Source organism: Longimicrobium sp., assembly GCA_036387335.1.
Classification (GTDB): Bacteria; Gemmatimonadota; Gemmatimonadetes; order Longimicrobiales; family Longimicrobiaceae; genus Longimicrobium.
The window spans coordinates 1-23,266 of record DASVTZ010000253.1 but is presented as its reverse complement, the minus strand read 5'-3'; the positions used below and the strand labels follow the sequence as shown (position 1 = coordinate 23,266).

General features: G+C 71.5%; 18 protein-coding genes. 10 read left to right on the top strand and 8 right to left on the bottom strand.

Annotated features, from left to right (window positions below):
* The first annotated feature begins 479 nt into the window (after positions 1-479).
* The 5 genes from VF647_25760 to VF647_25740 all read left to right on the top strand — a co-directional run bounded on the left by VF647_25760 (position 480) and on the right by VF647_25740 (position 7,279).
* Positions 480-815: a PadR family transcriptional regulator gene (locus VF647_25760; protein ID HEX8455512.1), complete on the top strand. Its 336-nt coding sequence runs from the start codon at positions 480-482 to the stop codon at positions 813-815.
* 21 nt (positions 816-836) lie between these two features.
* Positions 837-3,464, top strand: a complete 2,628-nt coding sequence (locus VF647_25755; protein ID HEX8455511.1) for an ABC transporter permease — start codon at positions 837-839, stop codon at positions 3,462-3,464.
* A 194-nt stretch (positions 3,465-3,658) separates the two neighbouring features.
* Positions 3,659-6,301, top strand: coding sequence for an ADOP family duplicated permease (locus VF647_25750; GenBank protein HEX8455510.1), 2,643 nt, complete (start codon positions 3,659-3,661; stop codon positions 6,299-6,301).
* 181 nt (positions 6,302-6,482) lie between these two features.
* Positions 6,483-6,812 carry a PadR family transcriptional regulator gene (locus VF647_25745; protein ID HEX8455509.1) on the top strand — a complete coding sequence of 110 codons (330 nt, stop codon included), beginning with the start codon at positions 6,483-6,485 and terminating at the stop codon, positions 6,810-6,812.
* 26 nt (positions 6,813-6,838) lie between these two features.
* Positions 6,839-7,279 carry a nuclear transport factor 2 family protein gene (locus tag VF647_25740; protein HEX8455508.1) on the top strand — a complete coding sequence of 147 codons (441 nt, stop codon included), beginning with the start codon at positions 6,839-6,841 and terminating at the stop codon, positions 7,277-7,279.
* 38 nt (positions 7,280-7,317) lie between these two features.
* Here VF647_25740 and VF647_25735 read toward each other — a convergent pair whose 3' ends face one another.
* A complete protein-coding gene (locus VF647_25735) occupies positions 7,318-8,151 on the bottom strand; it encodes a hypothetical protein (protein ID HEX8455507.1) in 834 nt (277 codons plus the stop codon).
* 121 nt (positions 8,152-8,272) lie between these two features.
* Positions 8,273-8,656, bottom strand: coding sequence for a hypothetical protein (locus tag VF647_25730; protein HEX8455506.1), 384 nt, complete (start codon positions 8,654-8,656; stop codon positions 8,273-8,275).
* 342 nt (positions 8,657-8,998) lie between these two features.
* Between VF647_25730 and VF647_25725 the strand changes: the two genes are divergently transcribed.
* Entirely contained in the window at positions 8,999-11,419 is a 2,421-nt protein-coding gene (locus VF647_25725; protein ID HEX8455505.1) for an ABC transporter permease, read from the top strand.
* Positions 11,416-12,594: a hypothetical protein gene (locus VF647_25720; GenBank protein ID HEX8455504.1), complete on the top strand. Its 1,179-nt coding sequence runs from the start codon at positions 11,416-11,418 to the stop codon at positions 12,592-12,594. Before VF647_25725 ends, VF647_25720 begins: the two co-directional genes overlap by 4 nt.
* Positions 12,595-12,686: 92 nt before the next feature.
* Here the strand turns inward: VF647_25720 and VF647_25715 are convergent, their stop codons facing one another.
* Together VF647_25715 and VF647_25710 are read right to left on the bottom strand one after the other, a co-directional pair.
* Positions 12,687-13,877, bottom strand: coding sequence for an FAD-binding oxidoreductase (locus VF647_25715; GenBank protein HEX8455503.1), 1,191 nt, complete (start codon positions 13,875-13,877; stop codon positions 12,687-12,689).
* A 53-nt stretch (positions 13,878-13,930) separates the two neighbouring features.
* Positions 13,931-14,728, bottom strand: coding sequence for a DUF2383 domain-containing protein (locus VF647_25710; GenBank protein ID HEX8455502.1), 798 nt, complete (start codon positions 14,726-14,728; stop codon positions 13,931-13,933).
* Positions 14,729-15,370: 642 nt separating this feature from the next.
* Between VF647_25710 and bioD the strand changes: the two genes are divergently transcribed.
* Positions 15,371-16,075, top strand: a complete 705-nt coding sequence (gene bioD, locus VF647_25705) for a dethiobiotin synthase (protein HEX8455501.1) — start codon at positions 15,371-15,373, stop codon at positions 16,073-16,075.
* A 142-nt stretch (positions 16,076-16,217) separates the two neighbouring features.
* Here the strand turns inward: bioD and VF647_25700 are convergent, their stop codons facing one another.
* A complete protein-coding gene (locus VF647_25700; protein ID HEX8455500.1) occupies positions 16,218-17,069 on the bottom strand; it encodes a DUF4105 domain-containing protein in 852 nt (283 codons plus the stop codon).
* A 155-nt stretch (positions 17,070-17,224) separates the two neighbouring features.
* On the opposite strand from VF647_25700, the gene VF647_25695 reads away from it, so the two are divergent.
* Positions 17,225-18,433: a hypothetical protein gene (locus tag VF647_25695; protein ID HEX8455499.1), complete on the top strand. Its 1,209-nt coding sequence runs from the start codon at positions 17,225-17,227 to the stop codon at positions 18,431-18,433.
* Between the two features lie 13 nt (positions 18,434-18,446).
* On the opposite strand, the gene VF647_25690 is transcribed toward VF647_25695, so the two are convergent.
* The 3 genes from VF647_25690 to VF647_25680 form a co-directional block, all read right to left on the bottom strand.
* Positions 18,447-19,010: an RES family NAD+ phosphorylase gene (locus VF647_25690; GenBank protein HEX8455498.1), complete on the bottom strand. Its 564-nt coding sequence runs from the start codon at positions 19,008-19,010 to the stop codon at positions 18,447-18,449.
* A 113-nt stretch (positions 19,011-19,123) separates the two neighbouring features.
* Positions 19,124-19,873 (bottom strand): hypothetical protein, encoded by a 750-nt coding sequence (locus VF647_25685; protein ID HEX8455497.1) that lies wholly within the window; start codon positions 19,871-19,873, stop codon positions 19,124-19,126.
* Between the two features lie 66 nt (positions 19,874-19,939).
* Positions 19,940-21,271: a M20/M25/M40 family metallo-hydrolase gene (locus VF647_25680; protein HEX8455496.1), complete on the bottom strand. Its 1,332-nt coding sequence runs from the start codon at positions 21,269-21,271 to the stop codon at positions 19,940-19,942.
* Between the two features lie 131 nt (positions 21,272-21,402).
* Between VF647_25680 and VF647_25675 the strand changes: the two genes are divergently transcribed.
* Positions 21,403-23,133 carry a lamin tail domain-containing protein gene (locus tag VF647_25675; GenBank protein ID HEX8455495.1) on the top strand — a complete coding sequence of 577 codons (1,731 nt, stop codon included), beginning with the start codon at positions 21,403-21,405 and terminating at the stop codon, positions 23,131-23,133.
* Positions 23,134-23,266: the final 133 nt, after the last annotated feature.

The following is a 23,266-nucleotide window of genomic DNA, read 5'->3' as shown; positions in this document are numbered from 1 at the left end:
GACCGAGTTGTCGCTGGAACGAACGCAAGGTAGGCCGCTCCGGAGGGGTCCGCCAGAGTCTTGTTGGAAGCTGTTGTGGGGGTTGGATTTGGGCGCGGGCGCGGGCCCCCTCCCCCCGGGCCCCCTCCCCCGCCTGCGGGGGCGCAGGGCGGGTGAGGGGGAGAACACCCGGTGCGAGACCATGCCTCGTAGGGGCGCGATTCATCGCGCCCGTGCCCCGCGCCGCGCTGCCACCCGTCCGCGCACACCGAAACCCGTAGGGGCTGACCTGCGTGTCTGCCCTCCCTCGCCCGGCTGCGACGCCCGCATCGTAAACCGACCATCGTAGGGGCCGCCCCACGTGGCTGCCCGTGCCATCCCCCGCACCACCGCCTGCCCCCCGCACCCGATACCCGCCGGAACGCTCCTCTTGACATCTAGAAGAGAACATCGCATCTCTTCTTCTAGCCGTCTAGAAGAAGCCTCCTCACCGGCATCCCATGGCACCCTCCTCACAGTCCGACGTACTGCGCGGCACGATCGACCTGCTCGTGCTCAAGACGCTCGCCCTGCAGCCGACGCACGGGTGGGGGATCGGGCAGCGCATCCAGCAGGTGACCGGGGGCGAGCTGGAGGTCAACCAGGGATCGCTGTATCCCGCGCTTCAGCGGCTGGAGCACAGCGGGCTGATCGAGAGCGAGTGGGGGAGCACCGAGAACAACCGGCGCGCCCGCTACTACTCGCTGACCGCCGTCGGCCGCGCCGCGCTGGGCGACGAGACCGAGAGCTGGCGCCGCTTCGCCGCCGCGGTCGAAGTCGTCCTCCGTACCTCCTGACCCTTCACCCACGATGAAGCCATGAGCTGGATGAAAGGAGCGGCCGCCCGCCTGCGTTCGCTGGCGCGCCCCGGCGGCAGCGACGCGCGGATGGACGAGGAGTTCCGCTTCCACATCGAGATGGAGACGGAGAAGAACGTGCGCGCCGGAATGAGCCCGCGCGAGGCACGGCGCCGGGCGATGATCGCGTTCGGCGGGGTGGAGCGGCACCGCGAGGGGATGCGCAACGGGCGCGGGCTGTCGTTGCTGCGCGATGCGGTGCGCGACGCGGGCTACGCCGCGCGCACACTGGCCCGCAGCCCCGGCTTCACACTCGTCGCGGTGCTCACGGTTTCACTGGGCGTGGGGGTGACGACGGCTCTGTTCAGCGTCGTCAACGCGCTCCTGCTCAAGCCGCTCCCCGTGCACGAGCCCGGACGGCTCTTCACCGTGCAGGAGGAGCGGGTGGGACGGGTGCACAGCGGCGCGGAGGGGACCTCCATGCCCTACGAGCGCTACCTGGCCTACCGCGCGGCGACGACCAGAGTCTTCAGCGGATTGGCGGCCCACCGCTACCTCAACCTGTCGGTGCGCACGGGGAGCGGCGCCGTGCCGGCGGGGGCGATGGTCGCGTCGGCGAACTACTTCCAGGTGCTGGGGCTGCGGCCGGCGGCGGGGCGCTTCTTCACGGCGGATACCGAGCCCACCGCGGTGCTGAGCCACCGCTTCTGGCGCGAGCGGTTCGGCAGCGATCCGGCGGTGGTGGGTAAGGTCGTGGTGCTGAACGGAACGCCCTTCACCGTGGCGGGCGTGGCGCCGCGCGGCTTCGACGGCACCATAACCGGGATGGTGACCGAGGTGTGGATGCCGTTCGAGGCGTACCGCGCCGCCGCGCGCGCCGGCTCATTCGAGGACTGGGTGGTGCCGTTTGGGCGGCTGTCTGGCGGGGTGGAGCGGGCCGCCGCCGCGGCGCGCGTGGCGGCGGTGGCGAAGTCCATCCCGCCCGAGGAGCCGCACACGAAGGTGTTCGGCGCGGAGCTGGAGCAGATGACGGGGCTCCCCGGCAACGCGCGGCGCCCCCTGGCCGGCTTCCTGGGGATGCTGCTGGCGACGGGGGCGCTGGTGCTCCTCATCGCCAGCGCCAACATCGCGGGGATGCTGCTGGCGCGCGCCGTGGCCCGCAGGCGCGAGGTGGCGGTGCGGCTGGCGATCGGAGCTGGACGCGGACGCCTCGTGCGGCAGCTGGTGACCGAGAGCCTGGTGCTCTTTCTGGCGGGCGGTGTGGGCGGGATGCTGCTGGCCCTCGCCGTGACGCGCGCGTTCGGGCGCATCGACTTTCCGGTGGCGGAGCGCATCGTCTTCGAAGTCACGCCGGACCTGCGCGTTCTCGCCTTCTCGCTCGCCATCGCGGCTGCGACGGGAATCGGGTTCGGGCTGGTGCCGGCGCTGCAGGCGACGCGCGCGGAGCTCCTTCCCGGGTTGAAGGAAGGGGCGTCGCACCTCGCGACGGGGCGAGTTCGGGGTCGCAGTCTGTTCGTGGCGGCGCAGCTCGCGATGGCGGTGCTGCTGATGGTGATCGCCGGGCTGTTCGCGCGCACGCTGCGGCACGGGCTGGCCGTGGACCCCGGCTTCCAGCCCGAGGACGTGCTCGTCTCGACCACCGACCTGGGTCCGCACGGCTACGACGAAGCTCGCGGCCGTGACTTCTATCGGCAGCTCACCGATCGCGTGCGCGCCCTGCCCGGCGTGCAGAGCGCGGGGCTCACCGACATCGCGCTCCTCGCCGGCTCCAGCCACGGCGAGGACGTGGAGGCCTTCACCCCCGGCGCCGCCGAGCCCCGACGCGTGAACGTCTCGATGGCGGTGGTGGACGCGGGCTACTTCCGCACCCTGCACATCCCGATGGCCACGGGCCGCGCGATCACGGATGCGGACCGGCCCGGCTCGCCGCGCGTGGTGGTGGTGAACCAGCGGCTCGCGGCGCAGCTCTGGCCCGGCGAGAACCCGCTGGGGAAGCGGCTGCGCAAGGGCACCGAGGAGTGGGAGGTGGTCGGCGTGGCGCGCGATGGCAAGTACGCCTCCGTGAGCGAGGAGCCGCGCGCCTTCGCCTTCTTCCCCTTCGCGCAGTCGTACTCGCCGCGCATGGTGCTGCACGTACGTGGCGGCGGCGCGGGGCTGCACGAGACGATCCGCCGCGAGGTGCGCGCCCTCGATCCCGACGTCGCGGTCGAGAACCAGACGGCGCTCGCCTCGATGGTGGGCCTGACCCTTCTTCCGCAGCGCGTGGCGGCGATCCTGGTGGGGGTGCTCGGAGTGCTGGGGCTGGCGCTGGCGGGGATCGGGGTGTACGGCGTGCTGGCGTACCAGGTGGCACAGCGCACGCGCGAGTTCGGCATCCGCCTGGCGCTGGGCGCATCCGCGCGCGACGTGATGCGGCTGGTGGTGGGCCGCGGAGCCCTGCTCGCCGCGGGCGGTGCCGCCGTGGGCCTCCTGATGGCGGCGGGGATCACGCGCTTCCTGCGCAGCTTCCTCATCGGCGTCAGCCCGCTCGACCCGCTCACCTTCGGGGGCGTCGCGGTCACCCTGGCGGCGGTGGCGCTCCTGGCCAGCTATCTCCCCGCCCGCCGCGCCGTGCGTGTGGATCCCATGCAGGCACTACGCGCGGAGTAATCCGAAAAGGCATCACACAGAGGGCACAGAGGGAACTACAAGCCGTGGAGAAACTCTTCGCGGTTCTTTCCGTACCCCTCTGCGGCTCTGTGTGAGGCCATGCGGTTCGCGTGTAAACCTTTCGCGCGCTCCAGGTATCATACGAAGCGTGGACCCCGCGTACCCGCCTTTTCTACATTGTAGAAACCCTCCCGATGCCCCGCACCAATTCCGATCTCCCGCGCATCCCCGCCGCGCTGCTGCGTCTGCTGCTGCCGTACGCGGAGCGCGACGAGGTGCTGGGCGACCTGGCGGCGGAGCACCGGGAGCGCGTGCGGTCGCAGGGAAGGCGGGCGGCGGGGCGGTGGGTGTGGCGGCAGGTGCTGGCCTCCGCGCCGGAGCTGGCGGGGCGGGGATGGTGGCGCGGCTGGAACGGGTTCGAGCCGCGGGCGAACTGGGATCAACCGAGGGGGGCCATGTTCCAGGACTGGGGTCAAGACGTGAAGTTCTCGCTGCGCCGCCTGCGGAAGCGCCCCACCTACACGGCGCTCACGGTGCTCACCCTCGCGCTGGGCGTGGCGGGGACGGCGGCGGTGTACGGCATCGCCAGGCGCCTGCTGCTGGAGCCGCTCCCCGTCAAGGCGGAGCAGGAGGTCGCCGTGTTCTGGGCCGAGGGCGGCTGGTCCGAGGCCGAGTTCCTCCAGCTTCGCCCCATGATCCAGGGCTTCCAGCACCTGGCCGCCTTCCGCGCGCGTGACGTGCCGATGCAGCTCGGCGACGCGCCGGCGCAGTTGGTGAAGGGGGTCGCCGGGACGGCGGAGCTCTTCCAGGTGCTGGGCGTGAGGCCATCGGTGGGCCCGGGCTTCCGGCCGGGCGACGACCGCAACACGGCCGAGCCCGTGGCGGTGCTCAGCCATTCGCTCTGGCGCGAGCTGGGCGCGAACCCGTCCATCGTCGGCGAGCAGATCGAGCTGGGCGGCGTCAAGCGCACCGTGGTCGGGGTGATGCCGCGCGGCTTCTGGTTTCCCGATCCCACCGTGCGTGTATGGCTCGCGGAACAGCTCGATCCCGAGGACGGGAGCGGCAACTGGGGGCTGATCGGCCGGATGCGCCCCGGCACGCGCATGGACCGCATGGGCCCCGAGCTCGCGCGCGTCATGAAGCTGATGCACGCGCAGTTCGACTATCCCGAGGGCGAGTGGGACAAGCGGGTAAACCCCACGCTGACCCCGCTGCGCGACCGCCTCGTGGGCGACATCCGGCCCGCGGTGCTGGCAACGTTCGCGGCGATGGCGGTCATCCTCCTCATCGCGAGCGTCAACGTGGCGGCGCTGATGCTGGGGCAGGTCGACAGCCGCGGGACGGAGCTGGCGGTGCGCAGCGCGCTGGGTGCCGGCCGGCGGCGGCTGCTGATCCAGCTCGTGGTGGAGTCGCTGGTGATCGGGGCGATGGCGGGTGTGATGGGGGCGCTGATGGCGCTGGCGGGCTTCAAGTTCCTGGCCGCCGCCCTGCCCCTCGGCGCGCTCGCCGAGGCCGCCACCATCGACTGGGGCCTGCTCGCGGCGGCCATCGGCATCGCGCTGGCGGCGGCGACGGCGGTGGCGATGGTGCCCGGCTTCTCGGTGGCGCGCAGCGACCTGCAGTCGCGGCTCACGAGGACGCGCACGGGCGGGATCGGCGGGCGCGGAGGGCGCGTGGAGAGCGGGCTGGTGGTGGCGCAGGTGGCGCTCGTGCTGCTGATGGTAGCCGGCGCCGGCCTGCTGATCCGCAGCGTGCGGAACCTGCGCGCCATCGATCCGGGCGTGCGGGTGGAGGGGCTCGCCGTGCTGGACGTGGTGATGCCCTCCGCCACCGAGCCCGCGCGCCGTCCGCAGGTGATGCGCGAGCTGCTGGACGCCCTGCGCGCCCTCCCCGGCGTGGAGGCAGCGGCGGCGACGCAGCATCTTCCTCTGCGTGGCTCCGGCGACAACTGGGGGCTCGCCGTCCAGCGCCAGCCGCAGCTGGAGGACGCCAACACCGCCTTCCGCGTGGTATCGCCGGACTACTTCCGCACGATGGGAATTCCGGTGCGCAGCGGGCGCGGGCTGCTCGAGACGGACCGCGACGCCGCGGCCACCGAGGGCGCGGTGGTCATCAACCAGGCGCTGGCGGACAAGTTCTTCCCCGGGCGCGACCCGCTCGGGGAGATGATCGGCTTCACCGAGCGCTGGGACCGCGTGGTGGGCGTGGTGGGGAACGCGGCCGAAGCGGATCTCAAGCCCGAGCCGGTGCCCGCGCGCTACATGACGTACGAGCAGGCGCTCTTCCTCCTTCCCGGCCAGACGGTGGTCATCCGCATGCGCGGCGGGCGCGATCCGGCCGCCATCCTGGACCCAGCGCGCCGCGCCATCCAGCGCGCCCTGCCGCAGGTCGCCATCCAGGACCAGACGACGATGGCCAACGTCTTCGACCGCGCCATCGGCCCCGCGCGCCAGGTGATGTCGCTGCTCACCCTCCTGGGCATGGTCGCGCTGGCGCTGGGCACGATCGGTGTCTACGGCGTCGTCTCGCACCTGGTGACGCGCCGCAAGCGGGACTGGGGCATCCGCATCGCGCTCGGAATGCAGCCGGCGCACGTGGTCCGCCACATCGTGGGGCGCGGCGGCACGCTGGTGGGCGCCGGCATCGTGCTGGGGCTGATCGGCTTTCTGGTGCTGGCCCGCCTCCTCGGCAGCCTGCTGTACGGCGTCGGCACCGCGGACCCGCTCTCGCTCCTCAGCGCGACGGCGATCCTGCTGGGAGCCGGGCTGCTGGCGGCGTTTCTTCCCGCGCGGCGCGCCAGCCGGATCGATCCCGCGCACGTGCTGCGCGAGCAATGAACGGCTCTACCACGGCACCGAACCCGGTAGGGGCAGACCTGCGTGTCTGCCCACCCTCTCCGCAGCGCCCGTGTTCGCTGCGCGCACCAGAACATCCGTTCGCGCCCCCGGCGCTTGCGCGGGCGCGGACGGAGGGCGCACACGCAGGTGCGCCCCTACCTTCTCTTTTCGGAGCCGGATCGTGAGCGCTGACTCGCCACTGGGCACCTTTGAGGAGCACGTTATGCTCGCCGTCGTCCGCACGCGCGACGATGCGTACGGGATGGCGGTGCGGCGTGAGATCGAGCGGGTGACGGACCGCGAGGTGACGATCGGGGCGGTGTACGCAACGCTCGACCGGCTGGAGGCGAAGGGGCTGCTGGGCTCCGGCCGTACCACGGGCGAGGGGTCGCGCCGCGTCTTCGCCGTCACCACGCGCGGCGCATCCGCGCTCGCGGAGACGCGGGCCATGCGCGAGCGGCTCTGGCAGGGCGTGGACCTGAGCCGGCTGCTGGCGGGTGCGTCCTCCTAAAACTCTTTACCTGGAAAACGGGAACCATGCGTCGTGTCGCACTCGTCCTGATCCTACTCCTCGCCGCGGTCCTTCCCGCGCGCGCGCAGCAGCCCACCGACCGCGAGCAGGTGCGGCGGGCGGCGATGGACTACATCGAAGGCTTCTACGAAGGAGATAGCACCAAGCTGGTGCGCAGCGTGTCGCCGAACGTGCGCAAGAACGGGTATGCGCGCGGCCGCACCGAGACGGCGTACCGGCCATCGACCATGCCGTACGAGGGCTTCATGCGCTACGCCGCGGGCGTGCGGGCCGGACGCGGCGGCCCGCCCCCGAACGCGCCGCGCGACATCGTCATCTACGACGTGCAGGACCAGACGGCGAGCGTCAAGGTGACCGCGTGGTGGGGGACGGACTACCTGCTGCTGGGCAAGGAGAACGGCCGCTGGATGATCACGCACGTGCTCTGGCAGAGTCCGCCGCGCTGAGTTGCCGCGCCGCGAATGCCGGGGCGTTCGAGGAGCCGTCACTCACCGCGCACGGTGTGGTACGTCGTGTCGTCCTCGTAGAGCTGGAACAGGCATCCGCGGCGCACCGGGACGTAGAAGCCCCACGTGCGCTCCCTATCGATCTCGGCTGATCCCACGTAGACCCCGACTCCATCCAGCTCCCCGACTCGCCGGACGCTTCCCGGCGGCAGTACCCGCGGAAGTCCCATCTTCCCGAACCTGTGACCCTGGAAGGTGATCAGCCGGTCCGCAGCGTACCAGCGCCGCGACTCCGCATACCGGGCCGCCGCTTCCGGCCGCCGCTCGTCTTCCCACACGAGCTCGTCGCCGCGAAGCCGGCAAACGGCGCCGGCCGGCGGGCTCTCCAACGCGAAAGGGCAGCCCAGCGAGCTGCACGGGATTCCCCAGTGGGGAGCCTGGTACGGCTGGAACTCGCATCCTGCACGAACGGGAAGGTAGATCACTTCCACCATCCACCACTCATCCCTATCCACGTACACGCCGACACCGTCGTACTCACTCACGCGCCGCAGCAGGTTCGCGTCCAGGAAGCGAGGCCGGCCCCACTTCGCCATCTGCTGTCCGCGAAACACGATCGGCCAACCCACGGTGAACCAGGGCTGTTCCCCCGCGTAACCGGAATGGGGCAGCGGCTCGGCGCGCCGGATGCTGTCTTGGAACGCGGCGGTATCGCCCACCGGCATGGTTAAGGGCGACAGTCCGGCAGCGCGCGCGACGCAGGTGGTCACCGTTGACGGCTGCGCGGCGGCTCGTTCCGCGGTCGCCAGCAACGCCAGCAACAGAGCAGTCGCTATCCATCCCACGCGGCGTCCGGCGTCGATTCCTCGCATGGCGGCTCCCATCAAGAAAGCGTGTGGGCGAGGGGCGGATGATCCCTCCTGACTGATACATAGCCAGGAGAGCGGGTGGGACGCCAGTGAACCGGTTGTGGGCGGAGCCGGTCGCCGTCGCTCAGGCGGCGAGGACCAGGTGCGGCTCGTGGTGGCAGCGGTAGCAGACGAGGTGGTGGGGGGAGCCGATCTTGGAGCCCTCGCCCAGCGCGAGCGGGGCGTGGCAGCGGGGGCACGTGCCGTGGAAGCGCGCCACGCGGAAGCGGCCGCGCCAGCTTCGATGCACCCCCACCACGCCCAGGATGAAGGGGATGGCGGTGAGGAAGGGATCGCCAAAGGTCACCATCAGCGTGGTCACGGTGGAGCCGATCCAGAGCGCCAGGAACCCAACGGTGCGCGCGACCCGGAAGCGGAATGGGTACACGTTCACCGCCACGTCGGCTTCGGCATCGGGGTGCCCGGGAAGGACGATCCGGGCGGTGGGGCAGGCGATCGCGTCGCGCATGGGCTCCGTTCCTCCGGGGGTTGAGATCGGACTTCCAGTCTGCGCCCCAACGATGCGCCCCCGCGCAGGCCCGCACCATCGGAGATCGGCCGTTCCGCGCTGTGGGGAAATGCATGATCTTCGACGTCCCGCCGTCGGGAGAATCCTCGCCTCGCCCGTTGTCCGTATGTGGGACGCGGGAATCCCAGGAGCGCACAGAACCGCGCGGCCGCGGCCCCTCCGCATCGGCCTCAACTCCTTTGGCATCATCCAGTTGATTGCGCTCAACTGAACGGGCATGGTGCTCGCCCCCATCTCCCGCAGCCGCGGCTACGCGGCAGGCACTCTCCCGGGAGGACGAGCATGGGCACCTTCGCCAGCGACCTGCGCCAGGCGGTACGCGGATTCCTCAGGACGCCGGGATTCACCGCCGCCGCCCTCGCCACGCTCGCGCTCGGGATTGGCGCCGCGGTGGCGATCTTCAGCGTCGCCAACGCGGTGCTCCTGCGTCCCCTTCCCTTTCCCGATGCGGACCGACTGGTGGTGGTGTGGAACCGCTTCCCGCAGCCGGGGCTGGAGCGCGTCACACTGGCACCCGCGGAGCTCGACGACCTGACGCGAGGGAGCCGCTCGGTGGAGAGCTGGGCCGCGCTCAGCTACACCGAGACCAACCTCGCCGGGTCGGGCGACCCGGAGCACCTGGCGGCGCTGGACGTGTCGCCGGGCTTCTTTCGCGTGCTGGGGGTGAACGCCGCGCACGGGCGCACCTTTGCCGACGACGAGGGGCGCGCCCGCGTCGCCGTGCTGAGCCACGAGCTGTGGACGCGCCGCTTCGGCGCCAACCCTGCGCTCGTGGGGCGTACCGTGTCGCTGGACGGCGAGCCGGTGCTCGTGGTGGGGGTGATGCCGCGCGGCTTCGAGCTCCCCAACCCCGGCGGCTTCCTCTTCCCCCGGCGGCCCGAGCTGTGGATGCCGCTCGTGCCCGCCGAGTCCGCCTCGCGCGGCGACAAGTACCTGCGCGCCATCGCCCGCCTCGCCCCCGGCGTCACCCCGGAGCGCGCGGGCGCCGAGGTGGACGCGCTCGCCCGCGGGATGCGCGCGCGCTTTCCGGACGAGTACCCGGCGGGGTGGGGGATGGACGTCCTCTCGCTGCACGACCAGGTGGTGGGCGAGACGCGTCCCGCCCTCCTGCTGCTGCTGGTGGTGGTGGGCCTCCTGCTGCTGATCGCCTGCGCCAACGTCGCCAACCTGGTGCTCGCGCGTACGCTGGCGCGCCGCCGCGAGATGGCGGTGCGCGGCGCGCTGGGAGCGAGCCGTGCCCGCCTCGTGCGCCAACTCGCGGTCGAAAGCGTGCTCCTCTCGCTCGCCGGCGGCGCGCTCGGGACGCTGCTGGCGTTCTGGGCCGTGCGCGCGCTGGTGGCCGCGCGCGCCGACGTGGTGCCGCGCCTTGCCGAAGCCAACGTGGACGCCCGCGTGCTCGCCTTCGCGCTGGTCGCGGCGCTGGCCAGTGGCGTGGTGCTGGGCGCCTTCCCGGCGATGCGGGCCACCGGCGGCTCCATCTTCCTGGCGCTGCGTCAGGGCGGCCGCACGGCCACGGGCGGCGGGCGCGGGATGCGGGGCGTGCTGGTGGTGGCACAGATCGCCCTGGCGACGATGGTGCTGGTCGGAACGGGGCTGGTGCTCAACAGCCTCGTCCGCCTCACCCGCGGCGATCCGGGCTTCGATCCCGCCGGCGTGCTGACGGCGGAGCTCACGCTTCCCGAGGCGGCATATCCGGACGCGCGGGCGCAGGCGGCGCTGTACGGCGCGGTGGCGGAGCGCGTGCGCGCCCTTCCCGGCGTGCGCGCGGCCGCGGTCGTCAACCCGCTCCCCCTCAGCGGCAACCTGTGGGGCGCCGGCTTCGTGCCCGAAGGGCTCGCCACCGCGCCCGGCGAGCAGACGCCCAACGCGCAGTACGCCGCGGTGACGCCCGGCTACTTCGACGTGATGCGCATCCGCATGCTGCGCGGCAGGCCGTTCGGCGCGGCGGACGGGCCGGACGCGCCCGCCGTGGTGGTGGTGGACGAGACGCTGGCCGCGCGCTACTGGCCCGGCCAGAGCGCCATCGGCAAGCGCCTGCACGTGGCGGGGCGGCCGGACACCGCGTGGGCGACCGTCGTCGGAGTGGCGGCGCGGGTGTCGTCCGCGGCGCTCGACGCGCCCGAACAGCCGCAGATCTACCTTCCCCACACGCAGCGCACCCGCTCGTCCGCGCACCTGGTGGTGCGCGCCGCCGGCGATCCCCTGGCGCTGCTGCCGGCCGTGCGCCGCGCCGTGCGCGAGGCGGACCCCGCGCTTCCCATGGGCGACGTCCGCACCATGGCGCGTGTGGTGGGCGACTCGGTGGCGCCGCGCCGCTTCACCGCGCTCCTCCTTTCCGCCTTCGGCCTGGCCGCGCTCCTGGTGGCGTCGGTGGGGCTGTACGGAGTTGTGTCGTACGCGGTGGGCCAGCGCGAGCGCGAGCTTGGGCTGCGCATGGCGCTCGGCGCGCGCGCCGGCGACGTGGTGCGCATGGTGGTGCGCGAGGGCGTCGTGCTCGCCGCGGCCGGCGTGGGGCTGGGCGCCGCCGGGGCGCTGGCGCTGGGCCGCTCGCTCTCCAGCCTGCTCTACGGCGTGCAGGCCACCGATCCCGCGACCTTTGCGGGTGTTACCCTCCTGCTGGCGGGCGTGGCCCTGCTCGCGTCGTACGCCCCGGCCCGCCGCGCCGCCCGCGTGGACCCCGCCGTCACCCTGCGCGCGGAATGACCGTGCCTGCCCCCCAGCTTCGCGGAGCCATCATGCGCCACCCCTTCCTCGCCCCGCTCGCGCTCGTGCTCTGCGCCGGTGCGCTCGGCTCCGGCGCCGCGTTCCACACGCTGCAGGATCAGCCGCTGGAGCGCCGCATCCCCGCGCGCCCCGGCGGCACTCTATCGCTCGACCTGCGCACGGGAGGCGAGGTGCGCGTGCAGGGCTGGGATCGCGACGAGGTCTGGGTCAAGGCCGACCTGCGCGGCCGCGACCGGGCGGGTACGCGCGTGGAGATCGCGGGGACGGGCGGAGGCGCCCAGCTCCGCGCCTGGCAGCAGGGGGCGCCCGCCGGCTACTCGACGAGCCACGCCTTCGAAGTGCGCGTGCCGCGCCGCTACGACGTGCGCATCAGCTCGGCGGGCGGCGGGCTCCGCATCGCGGACGTGGAGGGGACGTTCACCGGCGAGACGCGCGGCGGCGAGCTGTCGCTGGAGAGGGTGCGCGGCCGGGCCGACCTCCACACCCTCGGCGGGGGCGTCACCGTCCTCGATTCGAGGCTGCGCGGCCGGGTGTGGACCGGGGGCGGAGAGGTGCGCCTGGACCGCGTGAGCGGCGGCCTCCGCACGGGGCGCGCGGGGGATGTCGAGGGCGCCGGGTCCTTTGGCGGCGGCCCCGGGCCGGTGGTGATCAACACCGCCGGCGGCCCCATCACCGTAGCAGACGCCCCGAACGGCGCCCGCCTCTCCACGGGCGGCGGCGCGATCCGCGTGCGCTCCGCGGCGGGGCGGGTGGAGGCGACGACCGGCGCGGGCACGGTGCAGGTGGACGCATTGGACGGTGAGGCGGTCGTGCGCACCGGCGCGGGCTCGGTCACCCTCACCCTGGTGGGCGACACGCGGCGCGGCGAGCACGGCGTCGACATCCGCTCCGGAACCGGCGCGGTGACGCTGACGATCCCCGCCGGCATGGGCGCCACCTTCGACGTGGAGACGGGCTACACGCGTGCGCACGGTCGCCCGGTACGCATCGAGACCGACCTCCCCCTGCGCCGCTCCGAGAGCGCCACCTTCGAGTCGATCGCGCGGGGGACCGCCCGGAAGCACGTGCGCGCCAGCGGCACCGTGGGTGACGGGCGCCACCGCATCGTGATCCGCACCGTGAACGGCGACGTCCACATCCGGCAGGCGCGGTAGGGGGCCCCACCCCCAGCGTCGCTCCGCGACGCATCCCCCTCCCCCGAAACTGCCCGGGGGAGGGGGTGTTTGCGTGCATCGGCGTGCACGGCTCAGATCAGTGCGCCGTCCAGGAACAGCTCGCCGCGGTCGAAGCGGTCCACGGCGAGCGGTGTGATGTCGAACGTGGGAGAGTCGCCCGCGATGAGCTCCGCGACGGCGAGGCCGACGGAGGGGGCCAGCATCAAGCCGTGGCCGCTGAAGCCCGCCGCGACGATGAAGCCGGGGAGCGACGGGTGCTCGCCGAGCAGCGCGTTGTGGTCGTGCGTCATCTCGTACAGCCCGGCCCACGCCTCCGCCACCGAGCGCACGCGCGCCACCGGGTAACGGCGCTCCACCGTGGCGAGCAGGTCGTCGAGGCGGTTCGTGTCGCAGGCGAAGTTCTCGCCCGGTGGCTCGGATGGACGCGAGCGGCCGATCACGAGGCGGTCCGGCGCGCCGGGGGTGCGCGCGTCGTCCAGCCGCCAGTGCGTGCCGTCCGGGTCAAAGATCATCGGGATGGGCGATGGCAGGCCCTCCTCCAGCTCCAGCCGGAAGAGGTGCTGCCGGACCGGGGTCACGGGGACATCGACGCCTGCCGCGCGCCCCACCGACCCGGCCCATGCGCCGGCCGCGTTCACCACGACGGGCGCCTCGATGCGCCGCTCGCCCTCGGCGGTATCCAGCCTCACCCCCGACACACGCCCGCCGCTCCGCTCCACCTCCACCACTTCGCCGTGCACGTACTCGGCGCCGGCGTGCTCCGCCAGCGCGCGCAGGCCGGCCAGCACCTCGCGCGGATCGAGGTAGCCGTCCTCGGGTCCAAAGATGCCGAGCACGACGTCGTCCACCCGCAGCCCCGGCACCTGGGCGCGGATGCGGTCCGGCGTCCACAGCTCGCACGCCGCGCCGCTCTCGCGCTGCGCCTTGAAACGCCGCTCCAGCCCGGGCGCGCCCTCCGCATCGGCCAAAAAGAGGTAGCCGCGCTCGCGGAACCAGGCGCGCGTTGAACGCGCGGCGGCGGCGGTGATCTCGTCGAAGCGCCTGTAGAAGCCGACGCTGTGCCGCGCCAGCGCGACGTTGAGCGGCGATCCGTACTGCTGCCGTATCCCTCCCGTCGCCAGGCGCGACGACGCGCGGGCGTACGCCGGATCGCGCTCGGCCACCACCACGCGCGCGCCGCAGAGCCGCTCCCGCAGGTGCAACGCGATGCTGGAGCCGATCACGCCACCCCCCACGACCACCGCCGCCGCCGCGTCACTCATCCGCACCTCCGTGCGGGGCCGGCGTCATCCCCCGGCCCCGCGGGTGGCGAGGCTCACGACGACGCGCCAGAGCTCCGCGTGCTCTTCTTCGCGCCACCGGATGACTTCTTTGCCGCGCTGGAGGTGCTCTTCCTGGCCCCGGACGAGCTCTTCTTCGCGCCGTCTGAAGCGCTCTTCTTCGCCGTCCCGGAGGTGCTCTTCCTGGCTCCGCCGCTCTTCTTCGCCGCGCCCGTCCCACCGGAGGCGGAGCGCTTGCGAGGAGCCTTCTTGGCGCCGGCTTCCCTGCGCGCGGCCACGGTGGCGCGCGTGGAGGCGACGAGTCGCTCGACGGCTTCCAGGCCGAGCGCGGCGCCGCCGTGGAGCCGCTCCATCACCTGCTCCACGCGCCCGAGGACGGTGGTGTCGCCTGCGCCGAGCTTCTCCAGCGAGTCGACGGCCCACCGGTAGTGCTTGGCCTCGTCCTCCGCGCCGCGAGCGATGACCTCGCGCACCTCGGGCGGAAAGCGGCGGGCGGCGGCGCGGGCGTACTTGTTGGCGCTCTCCCACTCGTTGGTGCGGAAGGCGAGGAGCACCGCGCGGTCGCCGCCCGCCGCGCCGAGGGCCTGCACCGCCAGCTTCAGCATCCCGGTGGAGAGGTGCGGCGCCGTCACCGGCGTACCGCCGAGCGCCCTCACCAGCTCGCCGATCTCGGCGACGTGGCGCTGGTGGTCGCGCTTGAACTGGCGGAGCTTGCGCTTGAGCGTCTCCGTGGACACCGCGTCGATCGCCACCTGGTACGAAGTGACCGCGTCATGGTCGAGCTGGAGCAGGTCATTGAGCGCGGCCATCAGCGCCGCATCGTTCTTCGCCATCGTCTCTCCTCGATCAGGGTGGTGTCCACTGTGGTCACTCCCGGCACTGCAAACCCGTGGCCCACGGCGCGGGCGATGGTCTGTGCACCGAAACAGGGGAGGGGAAGTGCGTTAGTGCGGAAGTGCGGAAGTGCGGGAGTGCGGGAGTGCGGGAGTGCGGGAGTGCGGGAGTGCGGGAGTGCGGAAGCGCGTTCTGCCGTTGACCGTTGAGCGGTGGGGCGTGGGTGTGTCGGGCGTGGGTGCGTTGAAGCGCGGAAGCGCGTTGGGACCCATGATCGTCCCCCACATTTTGTCATCCTGAGCGACGCGCGGCACCGGCCTCTGCCCGTCTCCAAACTCTGGCGCGGAGCGAAGGATCTACTGCGCGCTACGAAGGGCTCGATGTGAATCGCGATCCTCGTGCATCACCGGCTAGATCCTTTGCTCGCCGCCGGAGCATGGGGGCGCGGCGGGCATTCGCGAGGCGGCTCAGGATGACAGAGGGGGTGGGGTCCGACGGCGGACGCGCACTGACGCACTAACGCACTAACGCACTTCCTTCCCTGGGCATTCCGCTCACCCGACCGCGGCGGTACCTTCCTCCTGCCGCACCACCGCCCGCCGGCGGCACGTGCCTCTCGCCGAACGCTTCCTGGAGCGCGCATGATCCGACTGGGTGTGACCGGCACCGACACCGGGGTGGGGAAGACGACGATCGCCACCGTGCTCCTGCGCATCCTGCGCAGCCGCGGCCTGAGTGTGGCCGCCATGAAGCCGGTGGAAGCCGGCGTGAAGCCCGACGACCCGGCCAGCGACGCCCGCCGCCTCCAGGCCGCCGCCGGCGGCGACGACCCCATCGCGGACGTGCGCCCCGTGCTGATCGCCGAGCCCCTGGCGCCCTGGGTGGCCAGCACGCGCGCCGGCACCGAAGTGGACCTGGGACTCCTCGACGCCGCCTTCGCCCGCCTCGCCGAGGGGCGCGACGCCGTGCTGGTGGAGGGAGCCGGCGGCCTCCTCGTGCCCCTGACGCGCGACGTGGCCTTTGACGGACTCTTTGTGCAGTGGGAGCTGGACGTGGTGGTCGTGGCGGGGAACCGCATGGGCGCCATCAACCACACCCTCCTCACCGTGCGCGCCGCCCACGACGCCGGCCTGCGCGTGCGCGGCGTCGTGCTCAACTCGCTGAGCCCCGAAACCCCCGGCATCGCCGAAGCCACCAACCTGGAAGCCCTCTCCGAGCTCCTGGCCCCGGTCCCCGTCCTCGCCTTCCCCTGGCTCCGCAAGCCGGACGACGAGGCCTACGTCCTGGACGTCGCCCAGACCGCCGGCCTCGACGCGCTGCTCGGTGACCGCACGCCGCGACCGTAGCAGAAAAGCCTCACACAGAGCACACAGAGAGAACTGAAAGCCACAGAGAAACCCTTTTGCGGTTCTCTCTGTGGCTCTGTGTCTCTGTGTGAGCCATGCAGTTGCAGTTCTCTCCCCGCGTCTCTGCGCCTCTGCGTGAGACTTACGAGTCCGGCTTAGCAGGCATGTCGGTCGCGTTCTCACGGATGCGCAGCGAAAAGTCCGGATCGTCGGCGTGCTTGAGGGCGCGCTCGTTGATGTGGAAGCGCTCGCGGGCCTGCGCGAACGGGAGGTCGGTGTCGATCAGCCCCAGGTCGTAGGCCAGCGCGTCGGAGTAGCCGGGGAGGAGGGTGCGCGGGCTCCAGGGCACCCGGCGCGGCGCGATGCGGTTGACGTGGCGCACCAGGTTGCTGGTGCAGTTGCTGGTGAGGGTGTTGTAGAACTCTGGCCGCTCGCGCAGCTCGTTGGCGCGGCGCAGCACGTCCTCCAGCATCGCGCGCACCTGCGCCGGCGTGGCGCGGACGGGATACAGGTACACCTGGTCGCGGCGATGGCTGGTGCGCACCGTCACCACGTCGCGCTCGTCGGCCAGTACGTAGATCAGCTCATACCGCCTCAGCAGCCCCTTCAGTGGCGAGAACGACTCACCTTTTTCCTTGCGGATCTCCACCGAGGCGGCCAGGAACTGCCCGTCGTCGAAGCCGAACGACACGAAGGTGTGCGCCGGTCCGCGCCAGTCGTCCTCGAACGGCTCCACCGCGTACCACGCCGTGCGCAGCCGCCGCAGGTCGTACGCGCGGTCCTCCCACGCCACGGTGTAGTCGTTCTCCGTCCTGTACCGCGCGTTGCGGACGTTGTGGACGACCACCGAATCGCCCTTCAGCTCGGCCCACGCCACGCGCGCGTTGTCCGGCGTCCAGTCACGCGTGTTCGAAGGCCGCACCCGGCTCCACGCCGCCAGCGCGGCAACGAGGATGGCGGCCGCGACCGCCCAGCGGACGGATGGAAGGTGCATGCGGAAAAGGACTTGGCGATGGGTGAACCAGGGTCGCACCCAACTTCATGCGCCGGAGCGCCAAAGGCAACCACGGGCGGCATCGGCGGCGGGCACATCCCCTGCGTCGCGGGAGGGGCGAGCTGCGCACGAGCCACCCATTCCCAGCGAGATCCGTGAACGCCCCACGCCCGGTCACCGTCCTCTGCGTCGCCTCGTTCTTCAAGGGCGAAGAGTTCCTCCGCGAGTGCAAGCGGCTCGGCTGCCGCGTCCTGTTATTGACGGTGGAGAAGCTGCGCGAGGAGAACTGGCCGCGCGAGGCGATCGACGAGGTCTACTACATGCCCGACCTCTACGACCGCGACGACGTCTTCCACGGCGTCAGCTACCTGGCGCGCTCGGAAGACATCGCGCGCATCGTCCCGTTGGACGAGTACGACCTGGAGATGGCCTCCGCGCTGCGCGAGCACCTGCGCGTGCCGGGGATGGGCGAGACCACGGTGCGCTACTTCCGCGACAAACTGGCGATGCGCATGCGCGCCGAAGAGGCCGGCATCCGCGTCCCTGAGTTCGCGCCGGTGATCAACTACGACCGCCTGCGCGACTACATGGCACGCGTGCCGGCGCCCTGGGTGCTGAAGCCGCGCACCGCCGCGTCGGCCATGGGCATCCGCAAGATCCACGATTCGGAGCAGCTCTGGCGCGCGCTGGACGAGCTGGGAGACAAGCAGTCGTTCCACGTGCTGGAGCACTTCGTACCGGGCAAGGTCTTCCACGTGGACTCGGTGGTGTGGAAGCGCGAGATCGTCTTCGCCGAAGCCAACGGCTACTTCGATCCCCCGTTCGACGTGTACCACGGCGGCGGGCTCTTCTCCACGCGCACGCTGGACCGCGCCTCGCCCGAGGCGGAGGAGCTGCGGGCGATGAACTCCGTGGTAGCGCAGACGTTCGGAATCCTGCGCGGCGTGCTGCACACCGAGTTCATCCGCGGCCACCACGACGGCAAGCTGTACTTCCTGGAGACGGCCGCGCGGGTGGGCGGCGCCAACATCGTTGAGATGGTGGAAGCGGCCACCGGCGTGAACCTGTGGCGCGAGTGGGCGCGCGTGGAGGTGGCCGATGCGCGCGGCCATGAGTACACCGTCCCGGACGCGCGCCGCGACCACGGTGGGCTGCTGGTGACGCTCGCGCGCCAGGAGTGGCCGGACACCTCCGCCTACGCCGACCCTGAGATCGTCTGGCGGATGAACAAGCGCCACCACGTCGGCCTCGCCGTCGCCTCCCCGGACCCCGCGCGCGTGGACGAGCTGCTCGCCTCCTACATGCGCCGCTTCCGCGAAGACTTCTATACCTCCCTCCCCCCCGCGATGGAGGCAAACAACTGAGAGCGCGGCCCGGTTAGAGCAGCCCGAACCGGTAGCGGCGAATCAGCTGCCTCAGAAGGTCGTCGCTGATGGGCTCAGGCACCCCAGCCTCGAGCGAAGCCCGAGCCCGATCGAATACGGCAGCGGCGTACAGGTGGTTGTCGTGCCGGGCGGCGTACAGCACCCCGTCCGGGGCATCGCCGCGCCGCCAGAGCAGGCGCGAAACGGCACGCGAAAGCGCGTAGTCACTCCCGCTCACCACCGTGCCATCGACGCCTGCTCGGTTGAGCCCTTCACCATCCAGCTGCACGAGGCGCAGCTCGCGGCGAACACGAACCGGCGTCAGTCGGCGCGCCTCGACTTCCGTGAGTGCGAGGTCACGCCTCGCCGGGCGCCGCAGGAACGTCTCCACGAAAGCCGTCGCGGGTGACAAGCCCAGATAGCAGACTCCGTAGGCGCCCTCATCCCGTTCGGAATCGCCGTATGGGCCTGGCGTATCGGGGTGAGCCGCACCCGGCCCAGGGTCATTGAAGCGGTAGTTGACGTCCTCTCCGCCGTAGAACATCGCATCCTGGTCCACCCGGTGGATGCGCCACAACACCGCTCCCGCGGCGATCCGCCGGAAAAGCACTGCATCCCCGGCTTCTTCTCGGGTGCCCGGGAGTGCCGGCCGCGCACCCACACCTAGATCTGCTGGAGCGCTGCGCACGTTCAGGCGCCGTGCTCGCCCACGCTCGCGAGCACCCGACGGATGGAGGGCAGGGCATCCCTTCCCTCCTCGCCGAGCACCTGCAGCACGGACCGGCCACCCAGGTCGGCGTCCGGAGCCAGCACTTCCGCCAAACGCATCCAGGGATCGTCGACGTTGCACGCGCGCAGCGCTTCCGGCAGTGCGTCCAGCGGCCGGCCATCGGTGCCGAATTGCGCGGCCGGAAAGGCCCAATCGCCGGTGGGCATAGGAACCGCGAGCAGCGTTCCCGTGCGGCGGCGCTTGTCCACCGCTTGCCGCGAAGTGCCCAGCATCGTTGCGACCGCCTGCGTCGAAAGCCCTCCACCCGCCTCCGCGAGGAGCTCGCGGCGCCTGCGAGCCGAGGCCGCGACCGCCTGCGCCAGCGGATCACCCTTCACGTCGGCGATCAGCGATTCGGCCGCGATGTCCGCCAGGAGGCCTGCCACCGCGGCACCGGGTCGCTCCTCGCACAACGCCGCGGCGAGTAGCGGAATTCCAAGCTTCTCCATCACCGGAACCGCTTCGCGCACCAAGAGCGCGAAGGCGGCAGAGAAGATCGCGGCCGCGGCGTCTTCACTCGCCTTCTGGTTGCTCGGTGCCGGCGACGAGGAGCGGCCGCTTCCTTTCGTGATCTTGCGCCGCCCTGAAGCCTTAACCGAGGCACCAGCGCTCGCTCCGCGTGCTGCTTCGTCAAAGAGTTCGCGTACCGGGCGATCGAGAACATCGGCCATGAAATACCTCCAGTGCAGGTTGCCTACGTACGAATCTGCGCGAAAAAGATTCCAAAGGCAACCTCATTAGCCATCTTCCCGTGTAGAGAAAACTCGCAGCAGGCCGTACACGAACTCTGCGGCATCGTAGAACGCCTCTACGCTGATGCGCTCGTCGGGGGCGTGCGCACGGGCGTCGGTGACGTCCAGGAAGAGGCCGGAGACGCCGTACATGGGGATGCCGGCGCGGCGAAAGTGCTGGCTGTCAGTGGCGCCGATGGTCATTACCGGAACGACGTGGACGCCCGGCCACAGCTCGGCGGTGACGCGCTCCACCGCACCCACGATCCCCGGCGTGAGCGGCGATGGCGGGGCGGAGCGCGACGTGGTCAGCGGCGTCACGGTGATCAGCGGGTCGTCCAGGATGGCGCGGATCGCATCCAGCACCTCGCCCGGGTCGTCGCCGGGGAGGATACGGCAGTCGACGGTTGCGCGCGCGAAGAGGGGGAGCGCGTTGTCCGCCTCGCCGGCCTCCAGACGCGTGGGGACGCAGGTGGTGCTCATCAGCGCCGCGTGGTACGGGTTCGCGGCGAGACGGCGCGCGGCGTCCAGGTCTCCCGCGGCGGCGGCACGCATGTCGTCGTTGCCGCTGATCTCGCCCATGCGCGCAAAGAACGCCTGCGCCGCCTCCGTCATCCGCAGCGGAAAGCGGTGTTCGGAGAGGCGCGCGATCCCCGTGGCCAGGCGGTGGATGGGGTTGTCTGCGGCGGGGAGGGCGCTGTGGCCGCCGCGCCCCGCGACCTCGAGGCGCAGCGGGAGCGGAAGCTTCTCGGCCACCTGGATCTGGTTGGACGCGCGCCGGCCGCCCTCGATGCGCCCGTAGCCGCCCTCGTTGAGCCCGAATCCGGCGTCCACCAGCGGACGATGGTGCTCCACCAGCCAGGCGGCGCCGTTGTCCTCCCCGCCCTCCTCGTCGGCGGTGAGCGCCACGATCAGGTCGCGGTCGGGGACGAAACCTTCGCGGCGCATGCGGACCAGGGCGGCGAGCCAGAGCGCGCACATCGCCTTGTCGTCCAGCGTGCCGCGCCCGTAGAACCAGCCGCCCTCCTCGGTCAGGCGAAAGGGCGGAACGGTCCAGTCCTCCGGCCGCGCGTCCACCACGTCCAGGTGCGCCAGAAGGAGGATCGGCGGATGGACACCGGTGCCGCGCAGGCGCGCGACCAGGTTGTGCTTGCGCGGGTCGGGGCCCAGCACGCTCACGTCTTCCGCGGGGAAGCCGCCCGCGCGCAGCCACCCCGCGGCGGCCCAGGCGGCGTCCGTGGTGCCGTGCTCGGGAGAGGTGTCGATCTCGACCAGCGCGCGAAAGATCTCCCGCGCCTGCTCGCGTTCGTCCGGTGGATGTCCGTCCATGATCTCCATCGTGGAAGCCAGCCGTGTGCCCTTCGGCGTGATGCCGTTCCATCCGCCCCCTGCTCAAAACGCGCCCGCTCACATACATTACCCGCACAAACAACCCGCAGTCGGAAACAGCTCCCCTATCCGAGGTGCAGATGATCCTGGCCTGGCCTTCACGTGCCGCGCTCCTGCTCGGCGTTGCTCTTCCGCTCGCCGCGTGCGACACGCCGCTCTCCTCGCACTCCGTCACCGCGCCGCGCCTGGCGACGGTGCCGGCGCAGGGGACGGCATCGACGCTGGACGTGGCGAGCTGGAACATCGAGTGGTTCGGCAGCACGGGCAACGGGCCCGCCGACGAGGCGCTGCAGCTCGCCAACGCACGCGACATCATCTCCGGCGCGGACATGGACGTGTGGGGCGTTGCCGAGATCGTGGACCAGGCGCACTGGAACAGCCTCGAATCGCAGCTCACCGGCTACACCGGCCTGCTGGCGGGCGAGTCCATCGTCACCGGCGGCTCCACCTACTACGGCGCCACCGAGCAGAAGGTGGGGCTGCTCTACAAGTCGTCGATGGCCACGCTGCTCGGCGCGAAGATCATCCTGACCGCGTACGACGCCGACTTCGCGGGGCGACCGCCGCTGGAGGTGACGCTGCGTATGACGCTGAACGGCGCCACCGAGGACGTGGTCTTCATCGTCATGCACGCCAAGGCCTTCAACGACGACGCGAGCTGGCAGCGCCGCGCCAACGCGTCCGCCGCGCTGAAGTCGTATCTGGACGCCACCTATCCCACGCAAAAGGTGTTCGTGATGGGCGACTTCAACGACGACGTGGACACCTCCATCACCGCGGGGAAGGCGTCGCCGTACAAGAACTTCGTGGACGACGCGGCGCGCTACTCATTCCCCACCAAGGCGCTATCGGATGCGGGAACCGCGTCGACCACGTCGTACACCGACATGATCGACCACCACCTGATCACCAACGAGGCGAGCGCGACCTACGCGGCCGGCTCCGTCCAGGTGTACCGGGTGGACTCGTACGTCGCCAACTACGCCACCACCACCAGCGACCACTACCCGGTGCTCTCCCGCTACACCTTCGGCGGCGGCGGCGGCACCACCACGCCGGCCGTGCGCATCACGGCGCCGAACGGTGGCGAGTCGTACACGGCCGGAAGCAGCCAGACGATCACCTGGACGTCCGCCGCGGTGTCGAACGTGAAGCTGGAGTACACGCTGGACGGCACCGCCTGGACGCAGATCACCGCCAGCACCCCCGCCGCCGCGGGCAGCTACGGCTGGACGGTGCCCTCCACCGCCAGCACCGCCGCAAAGGTGCGCATCTCTGACGCCAGCGCAGCAACGCTGAGCGACGCGAGCGACGGCGCATTCACGATCGCCGCGGCGGCGACTCCGGCGAAGGTGATCATCAACGAGATCATGGCGAACGAGCCGGGGAGCGACGTCGCGGGCGAGTTCGTGGAGCTGGTGAACGTGGGCGGGACGTCGATCGGCATCGGCGGCTGGACGATCTCGGACGGCGGCGGGGTGCGCCACACATTCGCGGCGGGCACCACGCTGGGCGCGGGGAAGGCGATCGTGGTGTACGGCGGGTCGGGGAGCATTCCGGCGGGACTCACCAACGCCGTGGCGGCTTCGACCGGCGCGCTCAACCTGGCCAACGGCGGCGACCAGGTGATCGTCAAGAACGGCGCGACGACCATCAACAGCTTCACCTACCCATCGTCGCTCGCGGGCACGGACGGCGTGTCGATGAACCGCAGCCCGGACACCTCGGCTACGGGCGGGTTCGTGCTGCACACTGCGGTGTCGTCGCTGACGTCGTCGGGCGGGAAGCGGGCGAACGGGACGGCGTACTGAAGAAGTGCGTTAGTGCGTTAGTGCGTTAGTGCGTTAGTGCGTTAGTGCGTTAGTGCGTTAGTGCGTTAGTGCGTTAGTGCGTTAGTGCGTTAGTGCGTTAGTGCGTTAGTGCGTTAGTGCGTTGGTGCGTTGG